Annotated in this window: 21 protein-coding genes and 1 tRNA gene; 7 read left to right on the forward strand and 15 right to left on the reverse strand. The window is 71.9% G+C overall.

The features are described 5' to 3' along the window. Nucleotides 1-10 precede the first annotated feature (10 nt). From OOK38_RS13685 to OOK38_RS13695, 3 genes are all read left to right on the forward strand, one after another. Nucleotides 11-730, forward strand: coding sequence for an ABC transporter permease (locus tag OOK38_RS13685; RefSeq protein WP_266760498.1), 720 nt, complete (start codon nt 11-13; stop codon nt 728-730). A gap of 128 nt (nt 731-858) precedes the next feature. Next, nucleotides 859-1134 carry a hypothetical protein gene (locus OOK38_RS13690; protein ID WP_266760497.1) on the forward strand — a complete coding sequence of 92 codons (276 nt, stop codon included), beginning with the start codon at nt 859-861 and terminating at the stop codon, nt 1132-1134. Nucleotides 1135-1394: 260 nt separating this feature from the next. Beyond that, nucleotides 1395-1481, forward strand: a tRNA-Ser gene (locus OOK38_RS13695). Nucleotides 1482-1572: 91 nt separating this feature from the next. On the opposite strand, the gene OOK38_RS13700 is transcribed toward OOK38_RS13695, so the two are convergent. The 9 genes from OOK38_RS13700 to OOK38_RS13740 all read right to left on the reverse strand — a co-directional run bounded on the left by OOK38_RS13700 (nt 1573) and on the right by OOK38_RS13740 (nt 11903). Beyond that, on the reverse strand, nt 1573-2427 hold the full coding sequence (locus tag OOK38_RS13700; protein WP_266848431.1) for an HAD family hydrolase: 855 nt from the start codon (nt 2425-2427) through the stop codon (nt 1573-1575). After that, entirely contained in the window at nt 2424-3701 is a 1278-nt protein-coding gene (gene serS, locus OOK38_RS13705; RefSeq protein WP_266760493.1) for a serine--tRNA ligase, read from the reverse strand. The genes OOK38_RS13700 and serS overlap by 4 nt, the downstream gene beginning before the upstream one ends. Nucleotides 3702-4273: 572 nt before the next feature. Further along, nucleotides 4274-5209, reverse strand: coding sequence for a prephenate dehydratase (gene pheA / locus OOK38_RS13710; RefSeq protein WP_266760490.1), 936 nt, complete (start codon nt 5207-5209; stop codon nt 4274-4276). A 56-nt stretch (nt 5210-5265) separates the two neighbouring features. After that, nucleotides 5266-6576 (reverse strand): iron uptake transporter deferrochelatase/peroxidase subunit, encoded by a 1311-nt coding sequence (gene efeB / locus OOK38_RS13715; RefSeq protein WP_266760489.1) that lies wholly within the window; start codon nt 6574-6576, stop codon nt 5266-5268. Nucleotides 6577-6584: 8 nt separating this feature from the next. After that, nucleotides 6585-8675 carry a copper resistance CopC/CopD family protein gene (locus tag OOK38_RS13720; RefSeq protein WP_266760487.1) on the reverse strand — a complete coding sequence of 697 codons (2091 nt, stop codon included), beginning with the start codon at nt 8673-8675 and terminating at the stop codon, nt 6585-6587. Between the two features lie 13 nt (nt 8676-8688). Continuing rightward, nucleotides 8689-9204: a copper chaperone PCu(A)C gene (locus OOK38_RS13725; RefSeq protein ID WP_266760485.1), complete on the reverse strand. Its 516-nt coding sequence runs from the start codon at nt 9202-9204 to the stop codon at nt 8689-8691. Beyond that, the gene (locus OOK38_RS13730; RefSeq protein WP_266760484.1) at nt 9201-9854 is read right to left on the reverse strand and encodes an SCO family protein; all 654 of its coding nucleotides are present in this window, start codon (nt 9852-9854) and stop codon (nt 9201-9203) included. The genes OOK38_RS13725 and OOK38_RS13730 overlap by 4 nt, the downstream gene beginning before the upstream one ends. Nucleotides 9855-10097: 243 nt before the next feature. Then, nucleotides 10098-10850: a YcnI family protein gene (locus OOK38_RS13735; RefSeq protein ID WP_266760482.1), complete on the reverse strand. Its 753-nt coding sequence runs from the start codon at nt 10848-10850 to the stop codon at nt 10098-10100. A gap of 216 nt (nt 10851-11066) precedes the next feature. After that, nucleotides 11067-11903, reverse strand: coding sequence for a hypothetical protein (locus tag OOK38_RS13740; protein WP_266760480.1), 837 nt, complete (start codon nt 11901-11903; stop codon nt 11067-11069). Nucleotides 11904-12154: 251 nt separating this feature from the next. On the opposite strand from OOK38_RS13740, the gene OOK38_RS13745 reads away from it, so the two are divergent. Continuing rightward, entirely contained in the window at nt 12155-12610 is a 456-nt protein-coding gene (locus OOK38_RS13745; protein ID WP_266760478.1) for an ATP-binding protein, read from the forward strand. A gap of 766 nt (nt 12611-13376) precedes the next feature. Then, a complete protein-coding gene (locus OOK38_RS13750; RefSeq protein ID WP_266760476.1) occupies nt 13377-14219 on the forward strand; it encodes a triphosphoribosyl-dephospho-CoA synthase in 843 nt (280 codons plus the stop codon). A gap of 147 nt (nt 14220-14366) precedes the next feature. Here OOK38_RS13750 and OOK38_RS13755 read toward each other — a convergent pair whose 3' ends face one another. From OOK38_RS13755 to OOK38_RS13770, 4 genes are all read right to left on the reverse strand, one after another. Further along, nucleotides 14367-15854 (reverse strand): MFS transporter, encoded by a 1488-nt coding sequence (locus OOK38_RS13755; RefSeq protein WP_266760474.1) that lies wholly within the window; start codon nt 15852-15854, stop codon nt 14367-14369. 117 nt (nt 15855-15971) lie between these two features. Next, entirely contained in the window at nt 15972-17372 is a 1401-nt protein-coding gene (locus OOK38_RS13760) for a PLP-dependent aminotransferase family protein (RefSeq protein ID WP_266760472.1), read from the reverse strand. A 163-nt stretch (nt 17373-17535) separates the two neighbouring features. Beyond that, a complete protein-coding gene (locus OOK38_RS13765) occupies nt 17536-18981 on the reverse strand; it encodes an aminopeptidase P family protein (RefSeq protein ID WP_266765763.1) in 1446 nt (481 codons plus the stop codon). 136 nt (nt 18982-19117) lie between these two features. Continuing rightward, nucleotides 19118-20629 carry a PP2C family protein-serine/threonine phosphatase gene (locus tag OOK38_RS13770; protein ID WP_266760470.1) on the reverse strand — a complete coding sequence of 504 codons (1512 nt, stop codon included), beginning with the start codon at nt 20627-20629 and terminating at the stop codon, nt 19118-19120. A 483-nt stretch (nt 20630-21112) separates the two neighbouring features. Here OOK38_RS13770 and OOK38_RS13775 point away from each other — a divergent pair, with 483 nt between their 5' ends. Both OOK38_RS13775 and OOK38_RS13780 read left to right on the forward strand, forming a co-directional pair. Next, nucleotides 21113-21778 carry a bifunctional DNA primase/polymerase gene (locus OOK38_RS13775; protein WP_266760468.1) on the forward strand — a complete coding sequence of 222 codons (666 nt, stop codon included), beginning with the start codon at nt 21113-21115 and terminating at the stop codon, nt 21776-21778. A gap of 55 nt (nt 21779-21833) precedes the next feature. Beyond that, nucleotides 21834-22418, forward strand: a complete 585-nt coding sequence (locus OOK38_RS13780; protein WP_266760466.1) for a hypothetical protein — start codon at nt 21834-21836, stop codon at nt 22416-22418. Nucleotides 22419-22662: 244 nt separating this feature from the next. Here the strand turns inward: OOK38_RS13780 and OOK38_RS13785 are convergent, their stop codons facing one another. Together OOK38_RS13785 and OOK38_RS13790 are read right to left on the reverse strand one after the other, a co-directional pair. Next, nucleotides 22663-23631: a DUF5926 family protein gene (locus tag OOK38_RS13785; protein ID WP_266760464.1), complete on the reverse strand. Its 969-nt coding sequence runs from the start codon at nt 23629-23631 to the stop codon at nt 22663-22665. A gap of 129 nt (nt 23632-23760) precedes the next feature. Then, on the reverse strand, nt 23761-24390 hold the full coding sequence (locus tag OOK38_RS13790; RefSeq protein WP_266760463.1) for an ATP-binding protein: 630 nt from the start codon (nt 24388-24390) through the stop codon (nt 23761-23763). Nucleotides 24391-24459: the final 69 nt, after the last annotated feature.

Raw genomic sequence — 24459 nt, forward strand, 5'->3', positions numbered from 1 at the left:
GAGGCCGAAGATGTACGACCCCACAGTCGCCCGGCTCACCTATCGGGGCCTGCTCGGCCGCCGCCGGGCCCTCATCCTCGGCATCCTGCCCGTCCTGCTCATCGTCATCTCCGTGGCCGTCCGGAGCTTCTCCGGAGCGGACGACCAGGTGGCCTCGGACCTGCTCGGCGGGTTCGCGCTCGCCACCATGGTGCCGATCATCGGTGTCATCGCCGGTACGGGAGCGATCGGGCCCGAGATCGACGACGGCTCGGTGGTGTATCTGCTGGCCAAGCCCCTGAAGCGGCCCACGATCATCTTCACCAAGCTGATCGTCGCGATCGCCGTCACCATGGCGTTCTCGGCGGTGCCGACCTTCATCGCGGGCATGATCCTCAACGGCAACGGCCAGCAGATCGCCGTCGCCTACACCGTGGCCGCCCTGGTCGCCTCGATCGCCTACGCCGCGATGTTCCTGCTCCTCGGGACCGTGACCCGGCACGCGGTGGTCTTCGGACTCGTCTACGCGCTCGTCTGGGAGGCCCTGTTCGGGTCACTGGTGTCCGGCGCGCGCACGCTCAGCGTCCAGCAGTGGGCGCTCGCCGTGGGCCACAAGGTGACCGGCGGGGACCTCGTCACCTCGGACGTGGGCCTGCCGACCGCGACGGTTCTGCTGATCCTGGTCACCGTCCTCGCCACCTGGTACGCCGGGCAGCGGCTGCGGTCGCTGAAGCTGGCCGGCGAGGAGTGAGCGAGGGCTCTTCGCGCGCGGCGCCGCTCACCGGGCACGCGCGCGAAGAGCCCCTTTTTCTTGACAGCGGCTTCATCCCTGTCCGGGCACACTGGCCGAACGGGGACGCACGGCCAGGAGGAACGGGGATGGCATCCGAGGAACCACGGGGTGACGGCCGCGAAGAGGCCGGGGACGCGTCAGGGGCCAGGTCCGGGGACACGGCCGGGGAGCAGTGGGACGAGCTCGTCCTGGACGAGAACTTCATACGGTCCGCGGAGACGGCCGAGCCGTCGGCCCGCGCGCGCATGCTCGCCGCCCGTTGGCGCGAGGGAGGCCCCGATCCACAGCCCTGGCGCTCGGACGAGCCGCCCGCTGGGTGGTTCTTCAGCAAGGGGCGTCGGCGCAGATGGCGCCGCAAGTGAGGGCCCACGGGGGCGGCCTTTAATCAGTGGCGCCCAAGTCGGCGTACGGGCACAGTGGTTGTGTCCACCCCGCCGGATCGAGCCGGCGCCACGTTCTGGGAGAGGAGCGCGACGATGTTCATCAGGAGCAGTACGTCGAGCTCCCGACAGGGCAGCCCGCGGCGGGTTCCGGAGTAGTTACCCCTCCGCCGAACCCGCTCGCACGGGGAGCTGCCCGGGGCGGCCGCTTCGAGCGCGCGTCACGCGCGGGCCGCCCACCCGGAGGATTGGCCGAGTGGAAAGGCACCGGCTTGCTAAGCCGTGGTCGGGGGTGAAACCCCGCGCGCGTTCGATCCGCGCATCCTCCGCAAGACGCTCGCACGCGACCAGCCGGCCGACGGCTCGGTCCGGTTCCTGCCCGGCGGCGGCCACCAGCCGCCGCTGCCGCCACGGCGACCGCTACGACTGCGCCAGCAACCGTTCCAGCACCACCGCGATGCCGTCCTCCTCGTTCGAGGACGTCACCTCGTCCGCGATCGCCTTGAGGTCGTCGTGGGCGTTGGCCATGGCCACCCCGTGTGCCGCCCAGGCGAACATCGGGAGGTCGTTCGGCATGTCGCCGAAGGCGATGGTGTCCGCCGCCTTGATGCCGAGGCGCCGGGCCGCCAGGGACAGTCCCGTCGCCTTGGAGAGGCCGAGGGGGAGGAGTTCCACTATCCCCGCGCCCGCCATCGTCACACCGACCAGTCCGCCCGCGACCTCCACGGCCACGGCCGCGAGCTCGTCGTCGGAGAGCGTCGGGTGCTGGACGTACACCTTGTTCAGAGGGGCCGACCAGAGGTCCGCCGCGTCCTTGATCGGGACGACCGGCAGCGCGCCGTCCAGCCTGCGGTAACCGGGGCCGACCAGCACCTCGCCTTCGAGCCCGTCCCGGCTCGCTGCCAGCAGCAGCGGGCCGACCTCCGCCTCGATCTTGGCGAGCGCGAGACCGGCCAGCTGCCGGTCCAGCGTCACCGAGGTGAGCAGCCGGTGCTCCCCCGCGTCGTAGACCTGCGCGCCCTGACCGCAGACCGCGAGGCCCTGGTAGCCGAGGTCGTCGAGGATGTGCCGCGTCCAGGGCACCGCGCGCCCGGTGACGACGATGTGGGCCGCGCCCGTCGCCGTCACGGCGGCGAGCGCCTCACGCGTACGGGCCGAGACCGTCTCGTCGGGACGCAGCAGCGTCCCGTCGAGATCGGTCGCGACGAGCTTGTACGGGAACTCCCCCGGCCCGGTGGCCCCGGACGATCCGGTCGACCCAGAGTTGCCGGTCACTTGGAGATCGGCTCCAGAACCTCACGGCCGCCCAGGTAGGGCCGCAGCACCTCGGGAACGCGTACCGAACCGTCGGCGAGCTGGTGGTTCTCCAGGATCGCGACGATGGTGCGCGGGACGGCGCACAGCGTGCCGTTCAGTGTGGCGAGCGGCTGGACCTTCTTGCCGTCGCGCATACGGACGGACAGGCGGCGGGCCTGGAAGCCGTCACAGTTGGAGGCCGAGGTCAGCTCGCGGTACTTGCCCTGGGTCGGGATCCACGCTTCGCAGTCGAACTTGCGGGAGGCCGAGGAGCCCAGGTCGCCGCTCGCCACGTCGATCACCTGGAAGGGCAGTTCGAGGCCGGTCAGCCACTGCTTCTCCCACTCGAGGAGCCGCTTGTGCTCGTTCTCGGCGTCCGCGGGGTCGACGTACGAGAACATCTCGACCTTGTCGAACTGGTGCACGCGGAAGATGCCGCGGGTGTCCTTGCCGTAGGTGCCTGCCTCGCGGCGGAAGCACGGCGAGAAACCGGCGTAGCGCATCGGCAGCTTGTCGGCGTCCAGGATCTCGTCCATGTGGTACGCCGCGAGGGGTACCTCGGAGGTGCCGACCAGGTAGTAGTCGTCCTTCTCCAGGTGGTACACGTTCTCCGCGGCCTGGCCGAGGAAGCCGGTGCCCTCCATGGCGCGCGGGCGGACCAGCGCGGGGGTCAGCATCGGCGTGAAGCCGGCCTCGGTGGCCTGCGCGATCGCCGCGTTGACGAGGGCGAGCTCCAGGAGCGCGCCGACGCCCGTCAGGTAGTAGAAACGCGAGCCGGACACCTTGGCGCCGCGCTCGACGTCGATGGCGCCCAGCGCCTCGCCGAGCTCCAGGTGGTCCTTGGGCTCGAAGCCCTCGGCGCCGAAGTCGCGGATGGTGCCGTGCGTCTCCAGGACGACGAAGTCCTCTTCGCCGCCGACCGGGACGTCGGGGTGCACCAGGTTGCCGAGCTGGAGGAGGAGCCGCCTGGCCTCCTCGTCCGCCTCGTTCTGTTCGGCGTCGGCGGCCTTGACGTCGGTCTTGAGCTGCTCGGCCTTCTTCAGCAGTTCGGCGCGCTCGTCCGGGGAGGCCTTGGGGATCAGCTTGCCGAGCGCCTTCTGTTCGGAGCGCAGCTCGTCGAAGCGGACGCCGGACGACCTGCGCCGCTCGTCGGCGGAGAGGAGGGAGTCGACGAGCGCGACGTCCTCTCCACGGGCGCGCTGGGAGGCGCGAACACGGTCGGGGTCCTCACGGAGCAGGCGAAGGTCAATCACCCCTCAAGGCTACCGGTGCGGGCTTCCGGCCAACGACTCGATATTCCGGAGCGTGAGGGCTGTCACGGTATGAGTGAAATGCCGGACTGAATCCCTTGATCACCGATCGACGTCAAGGAAAAGGGTCCTACTCCCTGAAACGGGGCAGGCCGCGCCTCGCCGGTTGACTGGATTTCCTTGCGGGGGACGGGACTTGCGAACCGGGTTGTCCACAGGAATCCGCCTCCTCGGATAGTTATCCACAGGCTGTGTGGAAGATCTGTGGATGTCGGAATTGATCATTCCGAGTACCCTTCGGCGGCTGAGGAATTCCCGGTTCAAACCCTCCGTACACCCACTTTCGGGTGTAAATGATTCGCTCCATAGGGTTGATCAATGGAAAAGGGTAGACGAAGGGTGACGTACGAGGGTGTGGAAGGACTTGGGTCCAGTAGCCGATTTGTCGATGATGTAGTGCTTCGTTGTCGACTTGTCCCCAGGTCGAGAAGCACACCTGTGGATAACATCTGTGGATGACGAAAATCAGCAGGTAGGACCGTGGGGAAACGCTCGGACGGGTGTGGACCCGCCGCTCAGAACCGGCCGTCCGCGCAGCGCGCCAGCCAGTCCGACGCGGCGGAGAACGCGTCGTCCGACGTCCCGGGCCGCAGCGGCCGCACATCCTCCAGGCCGACACCCGCCCGCGGATAGGAACCGAGGAAGCGCACCTGGGGGCAGATCCGCTTGAGACCCATCAGGGCCTCGCCCACCCGGCGGTCGGTGATATGACCCTCGGCGTCCACCGAGAAGCAGTAATTGCCGATGCCCTGGCCGGTCGGGCGGGACTCGATGCGCATCAGGTTGACGCCGCGCACGGCGAACTCCTGCAGCAGTTCGAGCAGTGCGCCGGGGTGGTCGTCGCCGAGCCAGATGACCACGGACGTCTTGTCGGCGCCGGTCGGTGCGGCCGGCCGGGCCGGGCGGCCGACCAGCACGAAGCGGGTCTCGGCGTTCGCCGCGTCGTGGATCTCGGTCACCAGGGGCTCGAGACCGTACGTCGCCGCGGCGAACTCACCCGCGAAGGCCGCGTCGAAGCGGCCCTCCTGGACCAGCCGGGCGCCGTCCGCGTTCGACGCCGCCGACTCCCACAGGGCGTCCGGCAGGTGCGCGGCCAGCCAGTTGCGGACCTGGGGCTGGGCGACCGGGTGTCCGGTGACCGTCTTGACGTCCTTCAACGCCGTGCCGGGCCTGACCAGCAGGGCGAAGGCGATCGGCAGCACGACCTCGCGGTAGATCATCAGCTGGTCGCCCTTGGCGAGCTCGTCGAGCGTGGCGGTGACACCGCCCTCGACGGAGTTCTCGATCGGGACGAGCGCGCCCGCGGCCTGGCCGCCGCGCACCGCGTCGAGCGCGGCCGGGACGGACACCATGGGCACCAGCTCCCGCGTCGCGGCCTCGGGAAGCGTGCGGAGGGCGGCCTCGGTGAACGTTCCCTCGGGGCCGAGATAGGTGTAGCGCGTCGCCGACATACCGTCACCCTAATGGGCTCTGCCCCACGCGGCGCCCGCCCGCCGGCGCGGGTGCCCTAGCCCTCCAGCAACCGCTGTCCCACGTACTCCCCCTCCGCCGCGCCGCCCGGAACCGCGAACAGTCCGCTCGACTCGTGGCGGATGAACGTCGAGAGCGCGTCGCCGCGGTCGAGTTTGCGCTGGACCGGGACGAAGCCGCGCACCGGATCGGCCTGCCAGCACACGAAGAGCAGGCCGGCGTCGGGCACCCCGTCGGAGTCGATGCCGTCGTGGAAGGAGAAGGGGCGGCGCAGCATCGCGGCGCCGCCGTTCTGGTCGGGCCGGGTGATCCGGGCGTGCGCGTTGATGGGGACGACCAGGTTGCCGTCGGCGTCGGTCCTGTCCAGGTCCATCGCGGTGGTCTCGGTGCCGCCGCTCAACGGCGCCCCGGTGGATTTCCTCCGCCCGATGACGTCCTCCTGCGCCTTGCCCGAGAGCTTCTCCCAGTCGTCGAGCAGCATCCGGATGCGGCGGACGACGGCGTACGAACCGTTCGCCATCCATTCCGGGTCGCCGGAGGCGGGCACGAAGACCCGCCCGTCGAAGTCGGGCTCGGACGGCTTCGGATTGCGGGTGCCGTCGATCTGGCCCATCAGGTTGCGCGCGGTCATCGGCTCGGCGGTGGCGCCGGGCGAGCGGTTGAAACCGTTCATCTGCCAGCGCACACGGGCCGCGCTGCCCGCGTCCTTCTGGATCGCCCGCAGGGCGTGGAAGGCGACGAGGGCGTCGTTCGCGCCGATCTGCACCCACAGGTCGCCGTTGCTGCGGGCCTTGTCGAGATGGTCGGAGGAGAAGTCGGGCAACGGGTCGAGGGCGACCGGACGCCGCTTCTCCAGGCCGGTACGCGCGAAGAAGCTGTGTCCGAAGCCGAAGGTGACCGTCAGGGACGACGGTCCGGCGTCCCGTGCGACATCCGTGTCCTCGTGGGCCGCGGCCTCGCCCGTCATCAGCCGCCGGGCCGTCTCCGACCAGCGGCGCAGCAGTGCGGCGGCCTCCCTGCGGCCCGAGCCGGCCGCCAGGTCGAAGGCGACGAGGTGGCCGCGCGCCTGGAGCGCGGTGGTGATGCCGGGCTGATGTTTCCCGTGAAACATCACCGCGTCCGTGCCGACCGAGGCCAGCGGGGTGGCCTTCTCGGCCGAGGGCGCCGCCGTGTACCCCACGGCCGCCCCCGCCGCTCCGAGGGCGAGCCCGGTGGCGCCCGCCGTGCCGAGCAGCCGGCGCCGCGACATGACCCCCTTCGGGGCGTTCGAAGACGTGACGTCGGGGGACGCCTCGGGGGAGGGGGTCTCGTGGGCGGAGGAGGTCCCGGGGGTGGACTGGTCAGCCATGGTCAGGTTCAGCCGATCTGCGCGTTCTTGTTCACGGTGGCCTGGTCGATGTCCGAGGTGCGCACGGTCACCGCGATCTTCCAGTCACCCGCCATGGGGATCTGCACCCCGCTCGCCGTCCAGTGTCCGGTGGCGATCCGGTCGGGAGTCACGGGCAGCGGGCCGACGTCCTTCGAGACGAGCGTGAAGGCGACCTTCACCTCGGGGACGTCGAAGGCCTTGCCGTTCGGCCGGACCACGAAGACATGCATCTCGTTGCCGCCGACACGGGCCGGGTCGAGGGTGACCTCCACCGTGCCCTTGCCGTCCTCGCCACCGGTGTCGAACGGGATCTTCAGCGACAGCGGCCCGGACCGCTGCGAGGCGGACGCCGTGGCCTGCTGGGCCGCCTCCTCCGTACGCCCCGGCTCGGTGGCCGTCAGCGCGGTCGTGACCGCGAGCAGGACGACCGCGACCCCGGCCTCCGCCAGCACCGAGCGGCGCAGACCCGAGCGGTGCGGGTCGGCGTCGCGGACCCGCTTGTCGCGCGCGGAGGCCACGGCGGCCTGCTGCCGGGCGAGCTGTGCGGCGCGCCGGGAGTCGGCGGGGACGGTGGCGGGCGTCCTGCGCGCCGAGCGCTGCTCCACCAGGGCTGCCGCCACGGCCTCGGGGGCCGGTGCCTGAGCCAGCTGGGCCGTCCAGCGCCGTGAGATCCACGCGATGCCCACGAGGAGTGCCACCAGGCCGATCTTCACGAGCAGCAGCTGCCCGTACGTCGTGTCGGTGAGCGCCGACCAGGAGCCGACCTGCCGCCACGACTGGTAGATCCCGGTCGCGACCAGGACGAGGACACCGCCGAACGCGAGGCGGGAGAACCGGCGCACGGCCGCCGCCTCGATCTGCGCTTCCGCCGGCGCCCGGAACAGGGCGACCAGCAGCGTCGACAGGCCGCCGAGCCAGACGGCGACCGCCAGGAGATGCAGGACGTCGACGGGCATCGCGATGCCCGCCTGGACGCCGGTCGAGGCGTGCTCGGCCATCGCCCAGGTCGCGGCGAGGCCGGCCGCGACGACCGCGCCACCGATGGCGAGTCCGAAGGTGAGGTCCTTCTTCTCCGCGGCCAGATCGTCGGCGTCGGGGGCGCCGTCGGGCCCGCCGTCCGAGGCCTCGCCCGATGCCGTGGTCAAGGCCTCGGCCGACTCCACGCCCGCGGTCTTCGCGGTGGTGGCCGCCTTCGCGCCGGCGGCCGTCGCCGCGACGGTCGCCTTCGCACCGGTCGCCGTCGCGACGGCGGTGTTCCCGGAGGTGGACTCGGCCGCCGCCCGTTCGTCCTCGTCCCGCTTGGCGTACGCGCCGAAGAGCACAGCGATGAACAGCGCCGCCGCGGCGAGCAGCAGCAGCCGGGACACCAGTGCCGCGCCCGACTTGGTCTGCAGCACCTGACCGAGCAGCGTCAGGTCGAAGATGTCGCCGACCTTGCCGGAACCGACGTACGAACCGCGCAGGAGCAGCAGAGCGAGCGTGGAGGCGGTCAGTGTGAGCCATCCGGAGACCACGAGCCGCTGCACCGGCCGGACACCGGAACCCCGCTGCCAGCAGGCCAGCACGAAGGCGGCGCCGCCGACGAGCAGGATGAATCCGGCGTACGAGAAGTAGCGCGCGGCTCCGTAGAGGAAGCCCACGACGCCCCCGCCCACCGCCTGGTCGGACAGGGCGACGGAGGTCTGCGAGGGGGCGCCGATGGAGAAGGTGAAGGCGCCGGAGACGGGATGGCTGTCCGCCGACACCACTTGGTAGGTGACGGTGAACGTGCCGTCGGGCAGCCCCGCGTGCAGCTTCACGCCGTACGTGGTGCCGCCCAGGTTGCTCGCGCCGCCGGCGTCGACCCGCTTGCCCTTGGGGTCGAGCACGCGGAGCGCGCCGTCGCCGAGCGAGACCTGCTCGGAGAAGGTGAGCGAGATCTGGGTGGGTGCCTTGTCGACCACCGATCCCTGCTTCGGGTCGCTCCCGGTCAGCGCGGCGTGCGCGGAGGCGGGCGCGGCGCCGGCCAGGAGCGCGCCGGTGACGGCGAGGAACAGCAGCAGGAGGGTCCGGAAGCGGGAGGCGACGGTCAGTGTCACGGTGATGCCTCCCTCAGTGCCCGGTCTTCGGGTTGTACGTCGCGGACTTCACCGGCATGGAGATCCTCACCGTGCCGGACTTGGCGAAGTGCAGTTCCACGGACACCTTCTCGCCCTGCCGGGGCTTGTGGGTGAGCTTTGCGAACATGAGGTGGTTGCCGCCGCTCGCGAAGTCCAGGGTGCCCTCGGCGGGCACGGTGAAGGACTTCTCCTCCTGCATCGCGCCGTCCTTGGTGGAGTGCAGCGTCACGTCGTCCGAGAGGTCGCTGGTGACCGAGGTCAGTGTGTCGGTGCCGCCGGAGTTGGTGACGGTGAAGAAGCCCGCCGCCATGGTGTCCATGCTCGGGGCGGGCATGTAGGCGCCGGTGACCTCGAGTTCGGGTCCGGCCGCAGAGGACGAGGAAGAGGACGACGAGGAGCCCGGGGAGCCGCCGTCGTCCGAGGCGCAGCCCGCCAGCGTCCCGGCGGCGGCCAGGACCAGCGCGCCGACGGCGAGGAGCCCGGCGGGACGGCCTGGACGGTGCCTCACGGGGTCTTCCCCTCGGCGATCTTGGGAAGGTCCTTGGTGTAGTCGTCGACGGTGGCGTCCTCGCCGTACAGCACATAGCCGCCGTCGGTCTTCGGCGAGAAGGCGATGACCTGCGTGCCGTGCACGGAGACGACCTTGCCGTCCTTGTCCTTCGAGGTCGGCTCGATGGAGATGCCCAGGGTGCGGGCGCCGGCCTGGATCGTGTCGAAGTCGCCGGTCAGGCCGATGAAGTCGGAGTCGATGCCCTTGAGCCACTTGCCGAGAGCAGCGGGGGTGTCGCGGTCCGGGTCGGTGGTGACGAAGACGACGCGCAGCTTGTCCTGCTCGGCCTTCGGCAGCTGCTTCTTGGCGACCGCGAGGTTGTTCATCGTCAACGGGCAGACGTCGGGGCAGTGGGTGTAGCCGAAGTAGACGAGCGTCGGCCGGCCCTTGGTCTGCGCGCGCAGGTCGTACTTCTCGCCGGTCGTGTCGGTGAGCACGAGGTCCGGCTTCTCGAAGGGCTTGTCGAGGACCGTCGCGGCCTTGCCGGAGCCGGCCTCGGCGGACACGTCGGCGACCGGCTTGTTGCTGTCGTCGCCACTGCCGCAGGCGGAGAGGGTCAGAGCGGCGGCGGCGAACAGGGCGGCCACCGCGTACGTCTTCTTGCGCATAGAAAAATGTCCCAGATGTGAGCGCTCCGGTGTGCACCGGGGGCCGTACGAGGCCGAAGGGCCAGGTCGGACGTGACCGGGGCGGGTCCGGGCCGGACCGAGTCGAACGGGTCCGGCCCGAGGCGCGAGCCGGACCGGTCCAGCCGGGTCCGGTCCGGTCCTGCCCGGAGAGCCGCGTCCTGCGGCCCTCCGGTGCCCACCGGGAGCGGGTGTGTCTCAATACCTCAGGTGCCGTGCGGCACCTCAGGCGTTCGTACGCCGCCGACCGGCCAGCACGCCGTAGGCCACGCCCGCCAGGCCGACGACGATGCCCACGACGCCGAGCACGCGCGCGGTGGTGTCGCTGCCGTCCGTGGAGGAGGCCGCCTCGGTGGTCTCCTTGGCGGTCTTCTCGGCGTCCTCGGCCTTCTCGTCGTGCGAGGCCTCCTCCGCGGCGCCGGCCCCGTGGTGGCCACCCTCGGCCGCGGCCGAGAGCGCGAGCACCGGAGCCGGGTTCTCGGGCTCCTCCGCGCCCTCCTTCTGCGGCTCGATCCAGCGCACGACCTCCTTGTTGGAGTACGTCTGGACGGCCTTGAAGACGAGTTCGTCGGTGTCTTCGGGCAGCGCGCCGATGGAGAGCGGGAACTTCTGGAAGAAGCCGGCCTCGATGCCCTTGCCGTCGGCGGTCCAGGTGACCTTGGTGACGGCCTCGTCGATCTTCTTGCCGTGCGCGGTGATCGGCTCGGCCAGCTTGGACTTGGTGACCTTCACGCTCCAGCCGTCGAGCGGCTGCGGCATGACGGAGGAGAGCGGGTGGTCGGCCGGGAAGCTCACCTCGAGCTTGGTGGTCGAGGCGTCGTCGCGCTCGTTGGGAACCTTGAAGTTCACGACGGCGTAGTCGCCCTTGGCCGCCACGCCCTCGGGCTGCACGCTGACGTGCGCGAACGCGGGGGCGGAGACGGCGAGAACGGCCGAGGCGGCGACGGTGCAGACGGCGGCGATGCGAGAAGCCTTCATGGAAGAGAACACTCCACTTTCAGTCCGGTGACGAGGGGATGCGCGTGCGCTTCGGTGTCCCGGGAGAGGGGTGCATCCGTGTCCGGGGGAGACCGGGCGGGCACGCGCGCGTGCGGCACGACCGCGTCCCCTCCGGGAAGGCCCGTGAAGTCCGAGGAGGTCCGTGAAGGCATGGACTCCGGGGCTTGCGTGGATTCCGTGAAGCGGCGCGTCGTGTCAGGCGGCGAGGACGAGTGCGGAGGCGGGCGGCCCGCGCCGGACGACCGTGTGCTGGAGGGCGGTCGTCCGTGGAGCAGGGGTCGCGAGCAGCGCGGTGCGAGGCGTGCGCGCGATCTCGGGCGCCCCGGGAAGTCCCGTGCGCAGGGCGCGTACGAGAGTCAGGGCGGCGCGCAAGGACCGTACGAGCGCCCCTTCCGCGACTCCCTGCGCCGACAGGCGCATGAGACGCAGGAGCGCGAGATCGCCGCGGCGCAGCACCCACCCGGCGGCGACGGCCGCGAGGACGTGGCCGAGCAGCATCGGCAGGGAGGGCACCACCGACATCGGGGTGCCCGCGGCGGCCGGTACGGCGTCGGCGGCATGGTGCATGGACGACGCCATGTCCGTCATGCCCGTGTCGATCCGCGCGTCGGCGAGGATCTTCTGGGCCTGTACGGGGCTGATCGCCGCCGCGGTCGTACCGCACACCAGGCGGGCGGCCCGGGCCACCAGGGAGGCGTCGGACATCGACATCCCCGAGGCCATCGAGCCCATGGACCCGGTGGCCGTCGTACCGGCGTGCAGGCCGAGTCCGAAGAGGGTGTGCAGCACGGTCTGGCCGAACGCGAGGACCGCCACGATGCCCGGAAGCGTGCGTTCCCGTCCCGCCAGTGAGGCGGCGACGGCGAAGACCGCGAGGAAACCGGCGCCCAGTGTCCACAGAGGGACCGTGGTGCAGGAGGCGATCCCATGACCGGCCGCGGCCAGCACGACGCAGACCGCGGCGAACACCGCGGCCCTCAGGGTCCGGAGGCCGGCTCCGGAGCGCGCCGAACGCTGGTGGGGGGCAGTCATGGCGGGCTCATCATCGCACTGGGCCCACCCGCCACGGACGGCAGGTCCGATCGATGGCATGCGGCCGGTCCGTCCGCAACGCGGCGTACGGCCGAAAGGTCGTCGTCCGGCCGCGATTCGCCCGCGCATACACCGCCCCCTCATGTGAGCGCGTCCGCCGTATGGGCGGCATCACGTCCCGTAGGCGATTGCGCACGGGTGGTTGCGGCAATACGTAACGGTATGTCGAGCCGCGCCCAGGAGGCTGGAGCATGAGCATCTGGTGGTCACTCCATTTGCGGCGCGAGGCTGCGAGTGTTCCGCTCGCCAGACGTCTGCTGCTCGGCACGATGGAGAGCGCGGGTGTCGACCCGGACATCTCGTACGACCTCTCCGTCGCCCTCACCGAGGCCTGCGCCAATGCCGTCGAGCACGGCGGGGACGCCGTGCCGGGTACCTCCTGCGAGGCGTACCGCGTGACGGCCTACCTCGACGGTGACCAGTGCCGCATCGAAGTCGCGGATTCCGGCCCCGGCTTCCCGGCCGGGAACGCCCGCACCCTGCTCCGCCCGGCCGGGGAGGACGCCGAGCACGGCCGCGGTCTGTGTCTCATCCAGGAGCTCGCCGACCACGTCCACATCGGCAACAAGCCGGGGCGGGGCGGTGCGGTGGTGAGCTTCGACAAGATCCTCAAGTGGAGAAAGGTCCCCTCGCTGCTGCCGGCTTGACGCTCTGGGTGGTGGCGGCGACGTCCGTCCGACGGCGCGGGCGCCGTCCGCGGCGCCCTGAAATCACCGCGCTCGTCTACCGTCTACGGCGCGATCCTCACCCCGCGCGACGGCTGGACCGCCCTCCGGCTCTCGCTCACCGGCCTCGCCTTCGGCCGCGCCGTCGTCCGCACCACTGTGCCGCCTCCGCCCGCCTCCGCCCGCCTCCGCCCGCCTCCGCCCGCCTCCGGCCCCCTGTGCCGCCTCCGCCGTCGGCTTCGCGCCGCCCCTCCCCGAAGCCCGGCTCCCGTCACCACCGGGCCCACCGCGCCCACCGCGTCCTCGGGCCGACCGGATTCCGGCGTGATGCGGCTTAGCCGTCTCAGGGCTCACAGGTTCGTCACAGCGCGCACCCACGCTCCTGAGGGCTGACGTTCCTAGGTTTCCCGGCATGACGGGAAGCCACAAGGACACGACCGGCGCGGGCGGTGGCGGCGGCACGCCCCCGAGCGGCGCGCCGGGTGACGCCCCCACCGGGCACGCCGCCGAGCGACGCCCCGAGCGACAGCGCGGGCCCGTCGGCCCCCGCGTCCTCGTGAACCCGCCGTCTTCCCTCACGGCCGCCCCCGTCAGTAACCTCCTTCGCCCCGACGTGCTTTGTCTCAACGTCCCGTGTCCGTGACGTCCTGTGTCCGTGACGTCCTGTGTCCGTGACGTCCTTCGCTCGTAGCCGAGTTCGTCCCTGGGCGCCTTAACCGTCGGCGTCCTCACAAGAAGGGGTACGTCCATGAGCAGCCGCGAGGACGACGAGGCGCTGGCGCGGGCCGCCGTGGCCGCGCTGACCCGGCAGTTGGAGCTGGCCCCCAAACCCGGACTGCCCGACCCGCGCGACCTCCGCGCCCGCGCCACCCGGCGGGATCTCGGCTCCCTGCGCTGGTCCGCCAAGGCGCTGGCACCCGGCCTCGCGGCCATGGCGGCCGCCGCCCGCCGCACCGGCCGGGCCACGCCCGGACTCCGCGCGGAACTGGGCGCGATCGGCCGGTGCACCGAGCACTCGGTGGCCCTGACGGGCGGCGGCCACCGCGGTGCCCTGTGGGCGCTCGGCTTCCTCGTCGCCGCGGCCGCCCTGGACCCCCGGGCCACCGGGCCCGACGTCACCGCGACCGCCAAGCGGATCGCGGCACACACCGACCGCCGGGCACCGCGGCGGCCCTCCCGCGGCTCGTCCGTCTCTGCGAAGTACGGGGCGGCCGGTGCGCGCGGTGAGGCGCGTGCCGGATTCCCCCACGTGCGGCGGGCCCTGGACGCGCTCGCCGCCGCCCGCTCGGCCGGGGTGCCCGAACCGCGCGCCCGCCTCGACGCCCTCCTCACCGTCATGTCCACCCTCCAGGACACCGAGTTGCTGTACACCGCCGGGCCCCACGGCCTCCGTCACGTCCAGGCGGGCGCCCGGGGGGTGCTGGAAGCGGGGGGCTCCTCCACGGAAGCGGGGCGCGCGAGCCTGTCCGCCCTCGACGACGATCTCCACGCGCGTGCGTGGAGCCCCCGGGGAAGCGGCGCCCTGCTAGCCGGGGCGCTGTTCGTGGATTCGCTGCCGGTGCGGACCGGCCCACCGGCCCGCGTCGCCTGAGACGGCGCGACCTGTGCCGGTCCGTGTCGCGTCGAACGGCGCGACCCCCATGCCCGTCCGTGCCGGTCCGCGTCGCCTGAGACGGCCGAAGCCGTGCCGGTCCGCGTCGTTCGAGGGGACCGAACCGGCATCGGCGGGCTTCGAGGCTCAGTTCCGGGTGGCCGCGGTGACCGGCGTCCGTCGGGCTCCGCCGTTCCGGGGACGGACGTCGGCCCGGTGACCCGCGGCCCCCGTGTCGCGGGAGGCCGCCCAGCGCGCCGCCGGTCCCATCGCGTACGACGCCCCGGCCATCAGAGCCCCCAGAAGCAGCCATCCCGGTGTCCCCCAGCCCACCAGCAGCGCCGTCAGAACGAGGGGGCCCATGGTGCGGGCCACCGTGACCCCCGTACCGAAAAAGCCCTGGTACTCGCCCATACGGTCGGACGGGGCCAGGTCGAAGGCCAGTTGCCAGGAGCCGGCGGACTGCTGCATCTCGGCGACGACCTGGAGGACCGCGCCCGCCACCAGGACGGCGGCCGCGACCCAGGGGGAGGCACCGGACGACAGGGCGAACACCGCGCAGGACGCCGGCATCACGATCCCGGAGCGGCGAATGGTGCGGGTCGCCGTGGGAAGGTCCGTGACACCGCGGGCCATCGGCACCTGGAAGGCCATCACCGCGACGGTGTTGAGCACGAACAGGGCGGACACCAGCCAGGCGGGCGCCTCGGTGCGCTCGGTGATCCACAGCGGTATGCCGAGGCTGAGCAGCGGCATCCGCAGCAGCAGCACGGTGTTGAGAAACGTGACCAGCACGTACGGGCGGTCCCGCAGCACGCCGAGTCCCCGATTCCCCTTCCGGTCCCCGCGGGTCGGCGGCACCGACGGCAGCCGCCACAACAGCGCCGCGCACACCAGGAAGCCCACCGCGTCGAGCGCGAACACCCCGAGGTACGCCGACCGCGTCCCGGCGTGCAGCGCGAGACCGCCGAGGCCCGCGCCCACCGCCAGACCGGCGTTGAGCGTCGACTGGAGATGAGCGAGCAGCCCGGTGCGCTCGCCGGCCGGTATCAGCGCCGCGAGCAGTGCCTGCCGGGCCGCCCCGAGCCCCGACTGCGCGGACGCGTACGCGCAGGCCGCGACGACGAAGGCGACGAAGCCCTGGACGACCAGGAAGGACGCCACCGCCGTCGCGGTCGCCAGCGCCAGCAGCACCGCCGTGCCGCGTGGTCCGCGACGGTCGGCGAGCCCGCCCAGCGGTACACCGACCAGCGAGCCGATCGCCCAGGCGACGGTCAGTCCGAGCCCCACGCGCCCGGGAGACAGTCCGACGACGTGCGTGAAGTACAGCGCGGACGTCGCGTAATAGGCGCCGTCCCCCACGGAGTTGCTCAGCTGCGCGAGCGCGAGCACCCGCTGCGGACCGGAAGGCGGGACGAGGCGGCTCGCCCGGGCCGAGCCGCGCGGCGTACGAGCGCCCGCGAGGTCACGCGCCGCCGCCACCGGTGAAAGGGCCTCGTGCGAAGAGGCCGCATGGGCGGAGACCTCGTCCGCGGAGACCTCGTCAGCGGAGGCCGCGTACGGGGTCTTCCGCGAGGAGGTCTCCGGAGCGTTGCTCCGCGCGAGCTCTGCGGATCGTGCGGCGCGATGCGTCATGGCTTCGACGCTACGAGCCGGATGGGCCGATCGGCAGGCCCATTCACCGAGCCTTTCGATGGTCCAATTCAGGCCCCGATTCTTGTCCGGACCGCCCGTCCGGCGGCCCGCTCCGGATCACATCGGCCCGCCCCGGCGCCCTTCGGCCCCCTCCAGCACCCGCCCCAGCACCTCCAGGGCCTCGGGATACATCCGCTCGCGCGGCGTCCCGTACCCGACGACCAGCCCCTGCGGCCGTCCGTCGCCCGGTGTGTGCCAGTGGTCGCCCAGCCGCCCGACCGCGAGCCCCTCCTCCTCGGCGCGCGCCAGCACCCGCGATTCGTCCGCCACCTCGACCAACGCGTGCAGCCCCGCGGCGATCCCCCGCACGCTCCTGCGCGCCCCCACCCGGTCGAGGAGCTGGTCGCGGCGGCGCCGGTAGCGCAGCCGGCTCGCGCGCACGTGACGGTCGTACGCGTGGCTCTCGATCATCTCGGCGAGCGCCAACTGGCCGATGGACTCGGTGTGGTGGTCGCTGTGCAGCTTGATGTCGGCGACCGGTTCGACCAGGTGAGGCGGCAGCACCATCCAGCCGAGGCGCAGGGCGGGGCCGAGTGTCTTGGAAGCCGTGCCGACGTAGACGGCGTGCGCCGGTGCCATTCCCTGGAGGGCGCCGACCGGCTGCCGGTCGTAGCGGAACTCCCCGTCGTAGTCGTCCTCGATGATCAGCCCGTCCCGTGTACGTGCCCAGTCGGTGAGCGCCCGCCGCCGCTCGGGGTGGAGCGTGACACCGGTCGGGTACTGGTGCGCGGGGGTGACGACGACCGCGTCCGCCCCGAGCGCCGCCAGGCCGTCGGCGCGGGCGCCGTGTCCGTCGACGGCCAGCGGCACGACGTTCCCGCCGCTCTTGCGCACCACGTCCCGGTGGAACGGCAGCCCGGGGTCCTCCATGGCCACCGTCCCGCCGTCCAGCACACGGGTGAGGAGGGCGAGCGCCTGGACGTAGCCCGAGGTGATGACGATCCGCTCCGGCGGCGCGATCACCCCGCGGGCCCGCCCGAGGTAGCCCGACAACGCCGTCCGCAGTTCGATCCGGCCGCGTGGATCCCCGTAGTCGTACGCCAAGGAGGGCGCCGTCGCGATGGCGCGGCGCAGCGCCCGCAGCCACGCCGCCGCCGGGAACGTGCCGACGTCCGGGCTGCCGGGGCGCAGATCGAAACGGGGCGCACGCGCGCGCGGTGCCCGTACGTCCGCCGCCGCGCCGTCGGCCGGGAGCGGGGCCACCTCGGTGCCCGAGCCCTGCCGTGCCGTCAGATAGCCCTCGGCGATCAGCTGGTCGTACGCCGCCTTCGCCGTGCCCCGGGAGATGCCGAGTTCGGTGGCGAGCCGCCGGGTCGCGGGCAGCCGGGTGCCCGGGGTGAGCCGTCCGGTGCGGATGGCGTCCCGGAGAGCCCGTTCGAGCCCGGCTCTGCGCCCGGCCGACGCGTCCGGTTCCAGATGCAGGTCCACTCCGACGCCGGACCAGAAGTCGTCGTCCACGAAAAGCCGCCCCCCAGGCACACCGAAAACCCGCGGGCGCGCCGCCGGGCCCGCGGGCACGCCGACGTCCGGGGGCCACCGCCGCCCCCTGGACACACCGATGGCCGGGCGCCCTGGAGGGCACCCGGCCATCAGTCTCGTATCAGCCCTCGCGGGCACTATGTCAGCCCTTGAGGGACGCCATCCAGGCCTCGACCTCGTCCGACCGGCGCGGCAGGCCGGCCGACAGGTTCCGGTTGCCGTCCTCGGTGACGAGGATGTCGTCCTCGATGCGGACGCCGATGCCGCGGTACTCCTCCGGCACGGTCAGGTCGTCCGCCTGGAAGTACAGGCCGGGCTCGACGGTCAGGCACATGCCCGGCTCCAGCGTGCCCTCGACATAGGTCTCGGTGCGCGCGGCGGCGCAGTCGTGGACGTCCATGCCGAGCATGTGGCCGGTGCCGTGCAGGGTCCAGCGGCGCTGGAGGCCGAGCTCCAGGACGCGCTCGACCGGACCCTCGACGAGGCCCCACTCGACGAGCTTCTCGGTCAGCACGCGCTGCGCGGCGTCGTGGAAGTCGCGGTACTTGGCGCCCGGCTGGACGGCCGCGATACCGGCCTCCTGGGCCTCGTACACGGCGTCGTAGATCTTCTTCTGGATCTCCGTGTACGTGCCGTTGACGGGCAGCGTGCGGGTGACGTCGGCGGTGTAGAGGGTGTGGGTCTCCACGCCCGCGTCCAGCAGCAGCAGATCGCCGGAGCGGACCGGGCCGTCGTTGCGCACCCAGTGCAGCGTGCAGGCGTGCGGGCCGGCGGCGCAGATCGAGCCGTAGCCGATGTCGTTGCCCTCGACCCGCGCGCGCAGGAAGAAGGTGCCCTCGATGTAGCGCTCGCTGGTGGCCTCGGCCTTGTCGAGGACCTTCACGACGTCCTCGAAGCCGCGCACGGTGGAGTCGACGGCCTTCTGCAGCTCGCCGGCCTCGAACTCGTCCTTGACGAGCCGTGCCTCGGAGAGGAAGACGCGCAGCTCGTCGTCGTGCTCGCGGGTGACCTTGTCGGTCAGGGCGGCCTCGACGGCGGCGTCGTAGCCGCGCACGACCCGGACGGGACCGGTGGCTTCCTTCAGCGCCGCGGCGAGTTCCCGGACGTCCGACGCCGGGATGCCGTACAGCTGCTCGGCCTCGGTGAGGGAGTGCCGGCGGCCGACCCACAGCTCGCCCTGCCCGGACAGCCAGAACTCGCCGTTCTCTCGGTCGGAGCGCGGCAGCAGGTAGATCGTCGCCCGGTGGCCGTCGGAGACCGGCTCCAGCACGAGGACGCCGTCCTCGGTGAGGTTGCCGGTGAGGTACGCGTACTCGACCGAGGCACGGAAGGGGTACTCCGTGTCGTTCGAGCGGGTCTTCAGGTTGCCCGCCGGGATCACCAGGCGCTCGCCCGGGAAGCGCGCCGAGAGCGCGGCGCGGCGGGCCGCGGTGTACTCGGCCTGCGCGATCGGGGTGAGGCCCCGCAGCTCGGTGTCGGCCCACCCGGACTTCATGCTGTCGGCCAGCTCGTCGGACACGCCCGGGTACAGGCCGTTCTTACGCTGTTTGATCGGCTCTTCCTCGCCGTCAGCGGTTTCGTCGAGCACGGCTTCCGGGGTCTCCGGGGTGAGCGCCTCCGACACGGTCTGCCTCCTAGATACGACTGTGGACCGCCTCCCATCGTACGGTCGTACTGAAGGGGGCCCAGGGCCGGAAGGCCTGTTACACGAGGTATCCGTTCCCTCACTCGAAGCGGGCGGCCAGCAGGACGATGTCCTCGTCGCTGTCCGACTCGTCGAGGCCGTCCGGCAGCACACAGCGCAGGACGTGGTCGGCGATCGCGCCGGGGTCGTCGCGGACGGCCTTCGGGACACTCGCCGCCGCCGCGTGCAGCCGGGCGAAGGCACGGTCCATCGGATCGCCGGTGCGGTGCAGCAGACCGTCGGTGTAGATCAGCACGGTCTCGCCGGCCTCGGCGGTCAGTTCGACGCTGGGGGCCTCCCAGCAGGCGAGCATGCCCAGGGGAGCCGACAGCGAGGTCTCCACGAACTCGGTGCGCCGCGGGCCGATCACCAGGGGCGGGCTGTGTCCGGCACCGGCGAGGGTGAGCTTGCGCAGGGCCGGCTCGCAGTAGGCGAAGAGGGCGGTGGCGGAGCGCGCCGGTTCGGTCAGCCGCAGCAGCAGTTCGAGGTCGGAGAGCACGGCGACGGGGTCCTCGCCCTCCATGACGGCGTAGGCCCGCAGGGAGGCCCGCAGCCGGCCCATGGCGGCGATCGCGCTGGGGCCGGACCCGCTGACGGAGCCGACCGCGAGGCCGAGCGCGGCGTCGGGCAGCGGCAGCGCGTCGTACCAGTCGCCGCCGCCGCGCGGGCCGGTGCGGTGCCGGGCGGCGAGCTGGACGCCGGAGACCCGGGGCAGCCGCGGGGGAAGCAGCTCGGCGGAGATCGTCGTCATGGCCGTGCGCGTGCGTTCCAGTTCCAGCAGCCGCGCCAGGTGTTCCGTGGCGTACCGGACGTACAGGCCGATGAGGTGGCGCTGGCGCTCCACCGGTTCGGCGGGCTCGTCGTACAGCCAGACGGCGGCACCGAGGCGGCCCGCCGCCTCGGTGGACAGCGGCAGCGCGTAGCTCGCGGCGTAGCCGAGACGGGCGGCCACCTCGCGGTGGCGCGGGTCGAGCCCGTCCTCCGAGAGGAGGTCCGGCTGGGTGATCTCGCCCTCGCCGCCCGGCAGCCCGTCCAGGATCCTCCCGTAGGACATGGAGCTGCGCGGGACGGTCTCGATGTGGCCGAGATCCGCTCGGGCGAGGCCGAGTCCGATCGTGGTGTCGGGACCCAGTCCGTCGCCGGGTTCCATGACGACGAGACCGCGCCGGGCGCCCACGAGGGCGGCTCCGGCGCGCAGCAGTTCCTGCAGTGCGTCGCTCAGTGTCGCGGTGCGTGCCAGGCGCTCGGTGAGTTCGTGGAGCGTGGTGAGATCCGAGACCCAGCCCGCGAGACGATCTTGGAGAACGGCCCCGGGGTCCACCGGGGAGACGGCCGAGGAGGCCCCCGCGGGGGCAGGCGTCGGCGCGACAGTGTGTGCGGGCGAAGGAACCGTTGAATCGATTCCAGCCACTTTCGGAAGGTGAGGGGCGTTCATGACGTCCGGCTTTCCGACCGGTGCGTATTGCTCAATAGCATCGCAAACCCCCATGTCGTTCTGCGCCGCTAGCGGTGTCTCCACATGTACACGTACTCGTGAGGGGATGTCCAGCATTGTCCTGCTGGGATTACTGGTGTCCGTGAGACCGTCGGTAACCCTTGCGGGAAAACAAAGTTGGCCTAAAACTGACTCGGGCAACGGCTTATTGAGGTCGACTGGCCTCGTTCGACGGAGCGTCACAGCGGTCGTGATGGGTACGTACTCGGTGAAGGCCAGGGGTGGTTGAGATCCGCCCGGAACCTGGCGACGGACCCGGGCGTCTTAACCACCGACGACCGTGCCCCATCCTCCCCGTGGCGGAGGCGGCAAGAAATACGCGGGACGCAAAACGCCAGGCGCCGCCACCCCACGCCATGCCCATGCTGTCGGTACACGCAGTACGGGCGCGGACGCAGCCACATGCTCGGCCCAGAGGGGTTCCCCTTGTCTCCGACAGGGGTGTGATGCGCCAGCAGGTACGCACAGTGAAGAGATCGACACATGGTGTGATGTGATCCTCGGTGTTGCCAGGCGTGCAACGGAAAGGAACGAGCGCTCATGCGCGAGATCCTCGGAAGGCGACGCAGGCTCCTGTCCAGGCGAAACAACGGGAGGCCTGAGATGCTCAGCGCGGCCCTGACCTTCGCGACCCAATGGCGGTGGCCCGTACTCCCGGGTGTGGCGGCCGACCCGCAGGGGCGTGCCCGCTGCGGATGCCCCGACCCGGAGTGCACGGTGCCCGGCGCCCATCCCTTCGACCCCGGCCTCCTCGCCGCCACCACCGACGAGCGCATGGTGCGCTGGTGGTGGACCAACCGGCCGTCGGCGCCCATCGTGCTGGCCACCGGAGGCGGCGCCCCATGCGCGGTGAGCCTGCCCGCCCCCGCGGCGGCCCGCGCTCTCGACGCCCTCGACCGCGACGGCATGCGCCTCGGCCCGGTCGTCGCGTCCCCCAACCGCTGGGCGATCCTCGTCGCCCCGTACTCCATGGAACAGCTCGGCGAGCTCCTCTACGCGAAGGACTTCGTTCCCGGTTCCCTGCGCTTCCACGGCGAGGGCGGCTACATCGCCCTGCCGCCGTCCGAGACGGGCCAGGGCCAGATCCGCTGGGAGCGCGCTCCGCTGCCCGGCTCGGCCGCCCCCTGGGTGCCCGATGTGGAGGCCGTGGTGGACGCCGTGGTCGAGGCACTCACTCGTACGGGTGTGAGCGCGCCCGAGTTGTAGGGGCGTCCGGCGCGCGGTGAGCCGCGCGCCCGCCCCCGCTCGTTATCGTCCGCGTATGCAGCGTCATTCTGGGGGGCCCAGCGCCTCATCGCCGCCGCCCGGCGGGCCGGACCCCCGAAGAGTTCGACTGGTGGCGCTGGCAGGTGTCGTGGCGTTCGTCCTCGCCCTCCCGCTGGCCGTGGCTTCGGCCGGCTCCGTGGGCGACGACGACTCCACGGCCGTACGCGAGACGGTTCGCGCGGACGACCGGCCGCCGGCGCCCGAACCCGGGCGCTCTCCCCGGCTGCTCGGCCTCGGTCTCGCGACCGCCGCCCGGTGCGGTCCCGAGCTCTCCTCGCCCGACGGCGTCGAGGCGCAGACCTGTGTCATGGCGCAGGGCGAGGAGACCTGGGCGCGTACCTACTACCGCAACGCCACGGGCGACGCGCTGAGCTCCGTACTGAGTCTGATGGGCCCCGGCGGCCGCACGGTGCAGATGAACTGCGCGGTGGACGCGGACGACGATCCGGGGGTGTGCGAGACGCCCAGGGAACGTACGGCGGGGGCTGCGGGGGCGTACACCGCGGTCGCGGAATTCGCGAAGGGCACCGGCTCCGCCGGGCCGCTGCTGCTGCGCTCGGGGAGCAACTCGGCCCAGTAGCAAGGCCGTTGACGCCGTACGGGATTCCGCACATGGAAAGACCCGGTTGCTGGCGACGGGGGATGCACCAGCAACCGGGCTACTCGAACGGTAACAAGAGATCGGCGGTTCGCAAATTCGATCTCGGCTATTCGGACACGGATTTACCTGTCACAACGGGGAGTTGTGACAGGAGTCACCCGATTCCGAGGCCCTGACCAGCTGACCGGTCGGTCAGTCCGCGGACCTGTGGATCCGCTGTGTGTCAGCTGAGCGTCACCTGTCGGTTGGTGAGCCCCCCGCGCGCGCGGCGCTCGTCCGCCGTCAGCGGCGCGTCCGTGGCCAGAGCGGTGGTGAGGCGCTCGGCGAACTCGGCCGCCGGCTTCTCGATGTCGTCCGCCGTGACACCGGTCGGCAGGTCCCAGACCGGCACCGTGAGCCCGTGCGCACGGAAGGAGCCGACCAGCCGGGTGCCCTCGCCGAGGCTCGAACGGCCCGCCGCGTGCAGTCGCGCGAGGGCGTCCAGAAGCTGCTCCTCCGCGTACGGCATGACCCAGCGCAGGTGGTTCTTGTCGGGCGTCTCGCACCAGTAGGCGGCGTCGACCCCGGAGAGCTTCACGGTCGGGATGGCGGCGGCGTTGGCCCGCTCCAGCGAGGCGGTCACCTCGGCCGTCGCGTTCTCCGCGTCGGGGACCCAGAATTCGAAGCCGCTGTGCACAACTGGCTCGAACGTGCCTTCGGGGTCGAGCAGGTCCTGGAGCCGCGGACCGCCGGCCGGGGCGCGCCGGCCTTCGACCGGGGTGCCGGGCGGCGCGGTGAGCGCGCGCTGGAGGGTGTCGGCGAGGTCGCGGCTGATGTCGCCGGACGCCGTGTCGTTCTGCAGGCCGAGCAGCACCGAGCCGTCGTCGCGGCGCAGCGCGGGCCACGCCATCGGCAGGACGGTGGCGAGGGTGACCGAGGGGACCCCCTCGGGCAGGCTCTCCTTGAGCTTGAGCTCGACCGTCGCGGCGGGCACCAGCTCGCGCAGCGCGATCCAGTCCCCTTCTCCCGGCAGGCTCTCGAACGGGCGGTGCACCAGCTCGGTCACGGCGTGCGCGGCAGCTCGGCCGTGGCAGGCCTTGTAGCGGCGGCCGCTGCCACAGGGGCAGGGCTCGCGAGCGCCGACAACCGGGATCTCGCCGCCGTCCTTCGGCTGCGGCTGCTTGGCCTTCGTCTGGGGTCGCTTCTTGGCCATCGTGGGTGTCTCCCGATCACGGCTCGTCTCGTACTGGCGCGAGCCTAGCCGTTCGTACGGGGGCCGACGGGATCCTGTGGACAACGCACCGCGTCGTCCTGGAACCCGGCGCTTCGGTCGGCGTGCGCCTCAGTCCAGATCGTCGAAGGCGTCCGTGAAGTCCAGGTCGGATATCCCGGACACCCTCGGTGACGCGACGCGCGTAGCGAAGTCGTCGTGCCGGCGCGCCGTTTCCACGTCGTCCTGGATGACCACCCACACCGTGACCTCGCCGTGGATGTCGTCCCGGACACCCCAGTCCTTGGCCAGCGCCGTGATGATGTTCAGCCCGCGGCCGCCGCGTGCGGTGACCGAGGGCGTGGCGGGAACGGGGCGGGTCGGACCACCGCCGTCCGTCACCTCGACCGTCAGCCGTCCCGCCGGGTCGACACGCCACGTCGCGCGCACATCGCCGTCGCCCGCCAGGGCGTCGCCCAGGGGCCTGCCATGTCGGCAGGCATTGCTGAGCAGTTCGGAAAGGATCAGTACGGCGTCGTCGATGACCGTTTCCGCCACACCGCCGGAGCGGAGTTGATCACGCATCCGGTGTCTTGCTTCCCCCACGCCCGCAGGGCCATGGGGTACGGCCATGCTCGACGACGTGGGCACCTCCTGTGCCACCACCAACGCCACCCCCGAGACCTCCTTTGCCCCACGCCACGGTGTGAATGCCCCTTTGGACTGGACCGGAAACCGGCCAATCAACGTCTGCTGACGCACTCGTAACGATCGAATGCGGAACGAACGCGCCGGAGCACTCCCTGTGATCGGGTGGCCGATTCTCGATGG

It is taken from the genome of Streptomyces sp. NBC_00568 (assembly GCF_026341855.1).
Taxonomy (GTDB): Bacteria; Actinomycetota; Actinomycetes; order Streptomycetales; family Streptomycetaceae; genus Streptomyces.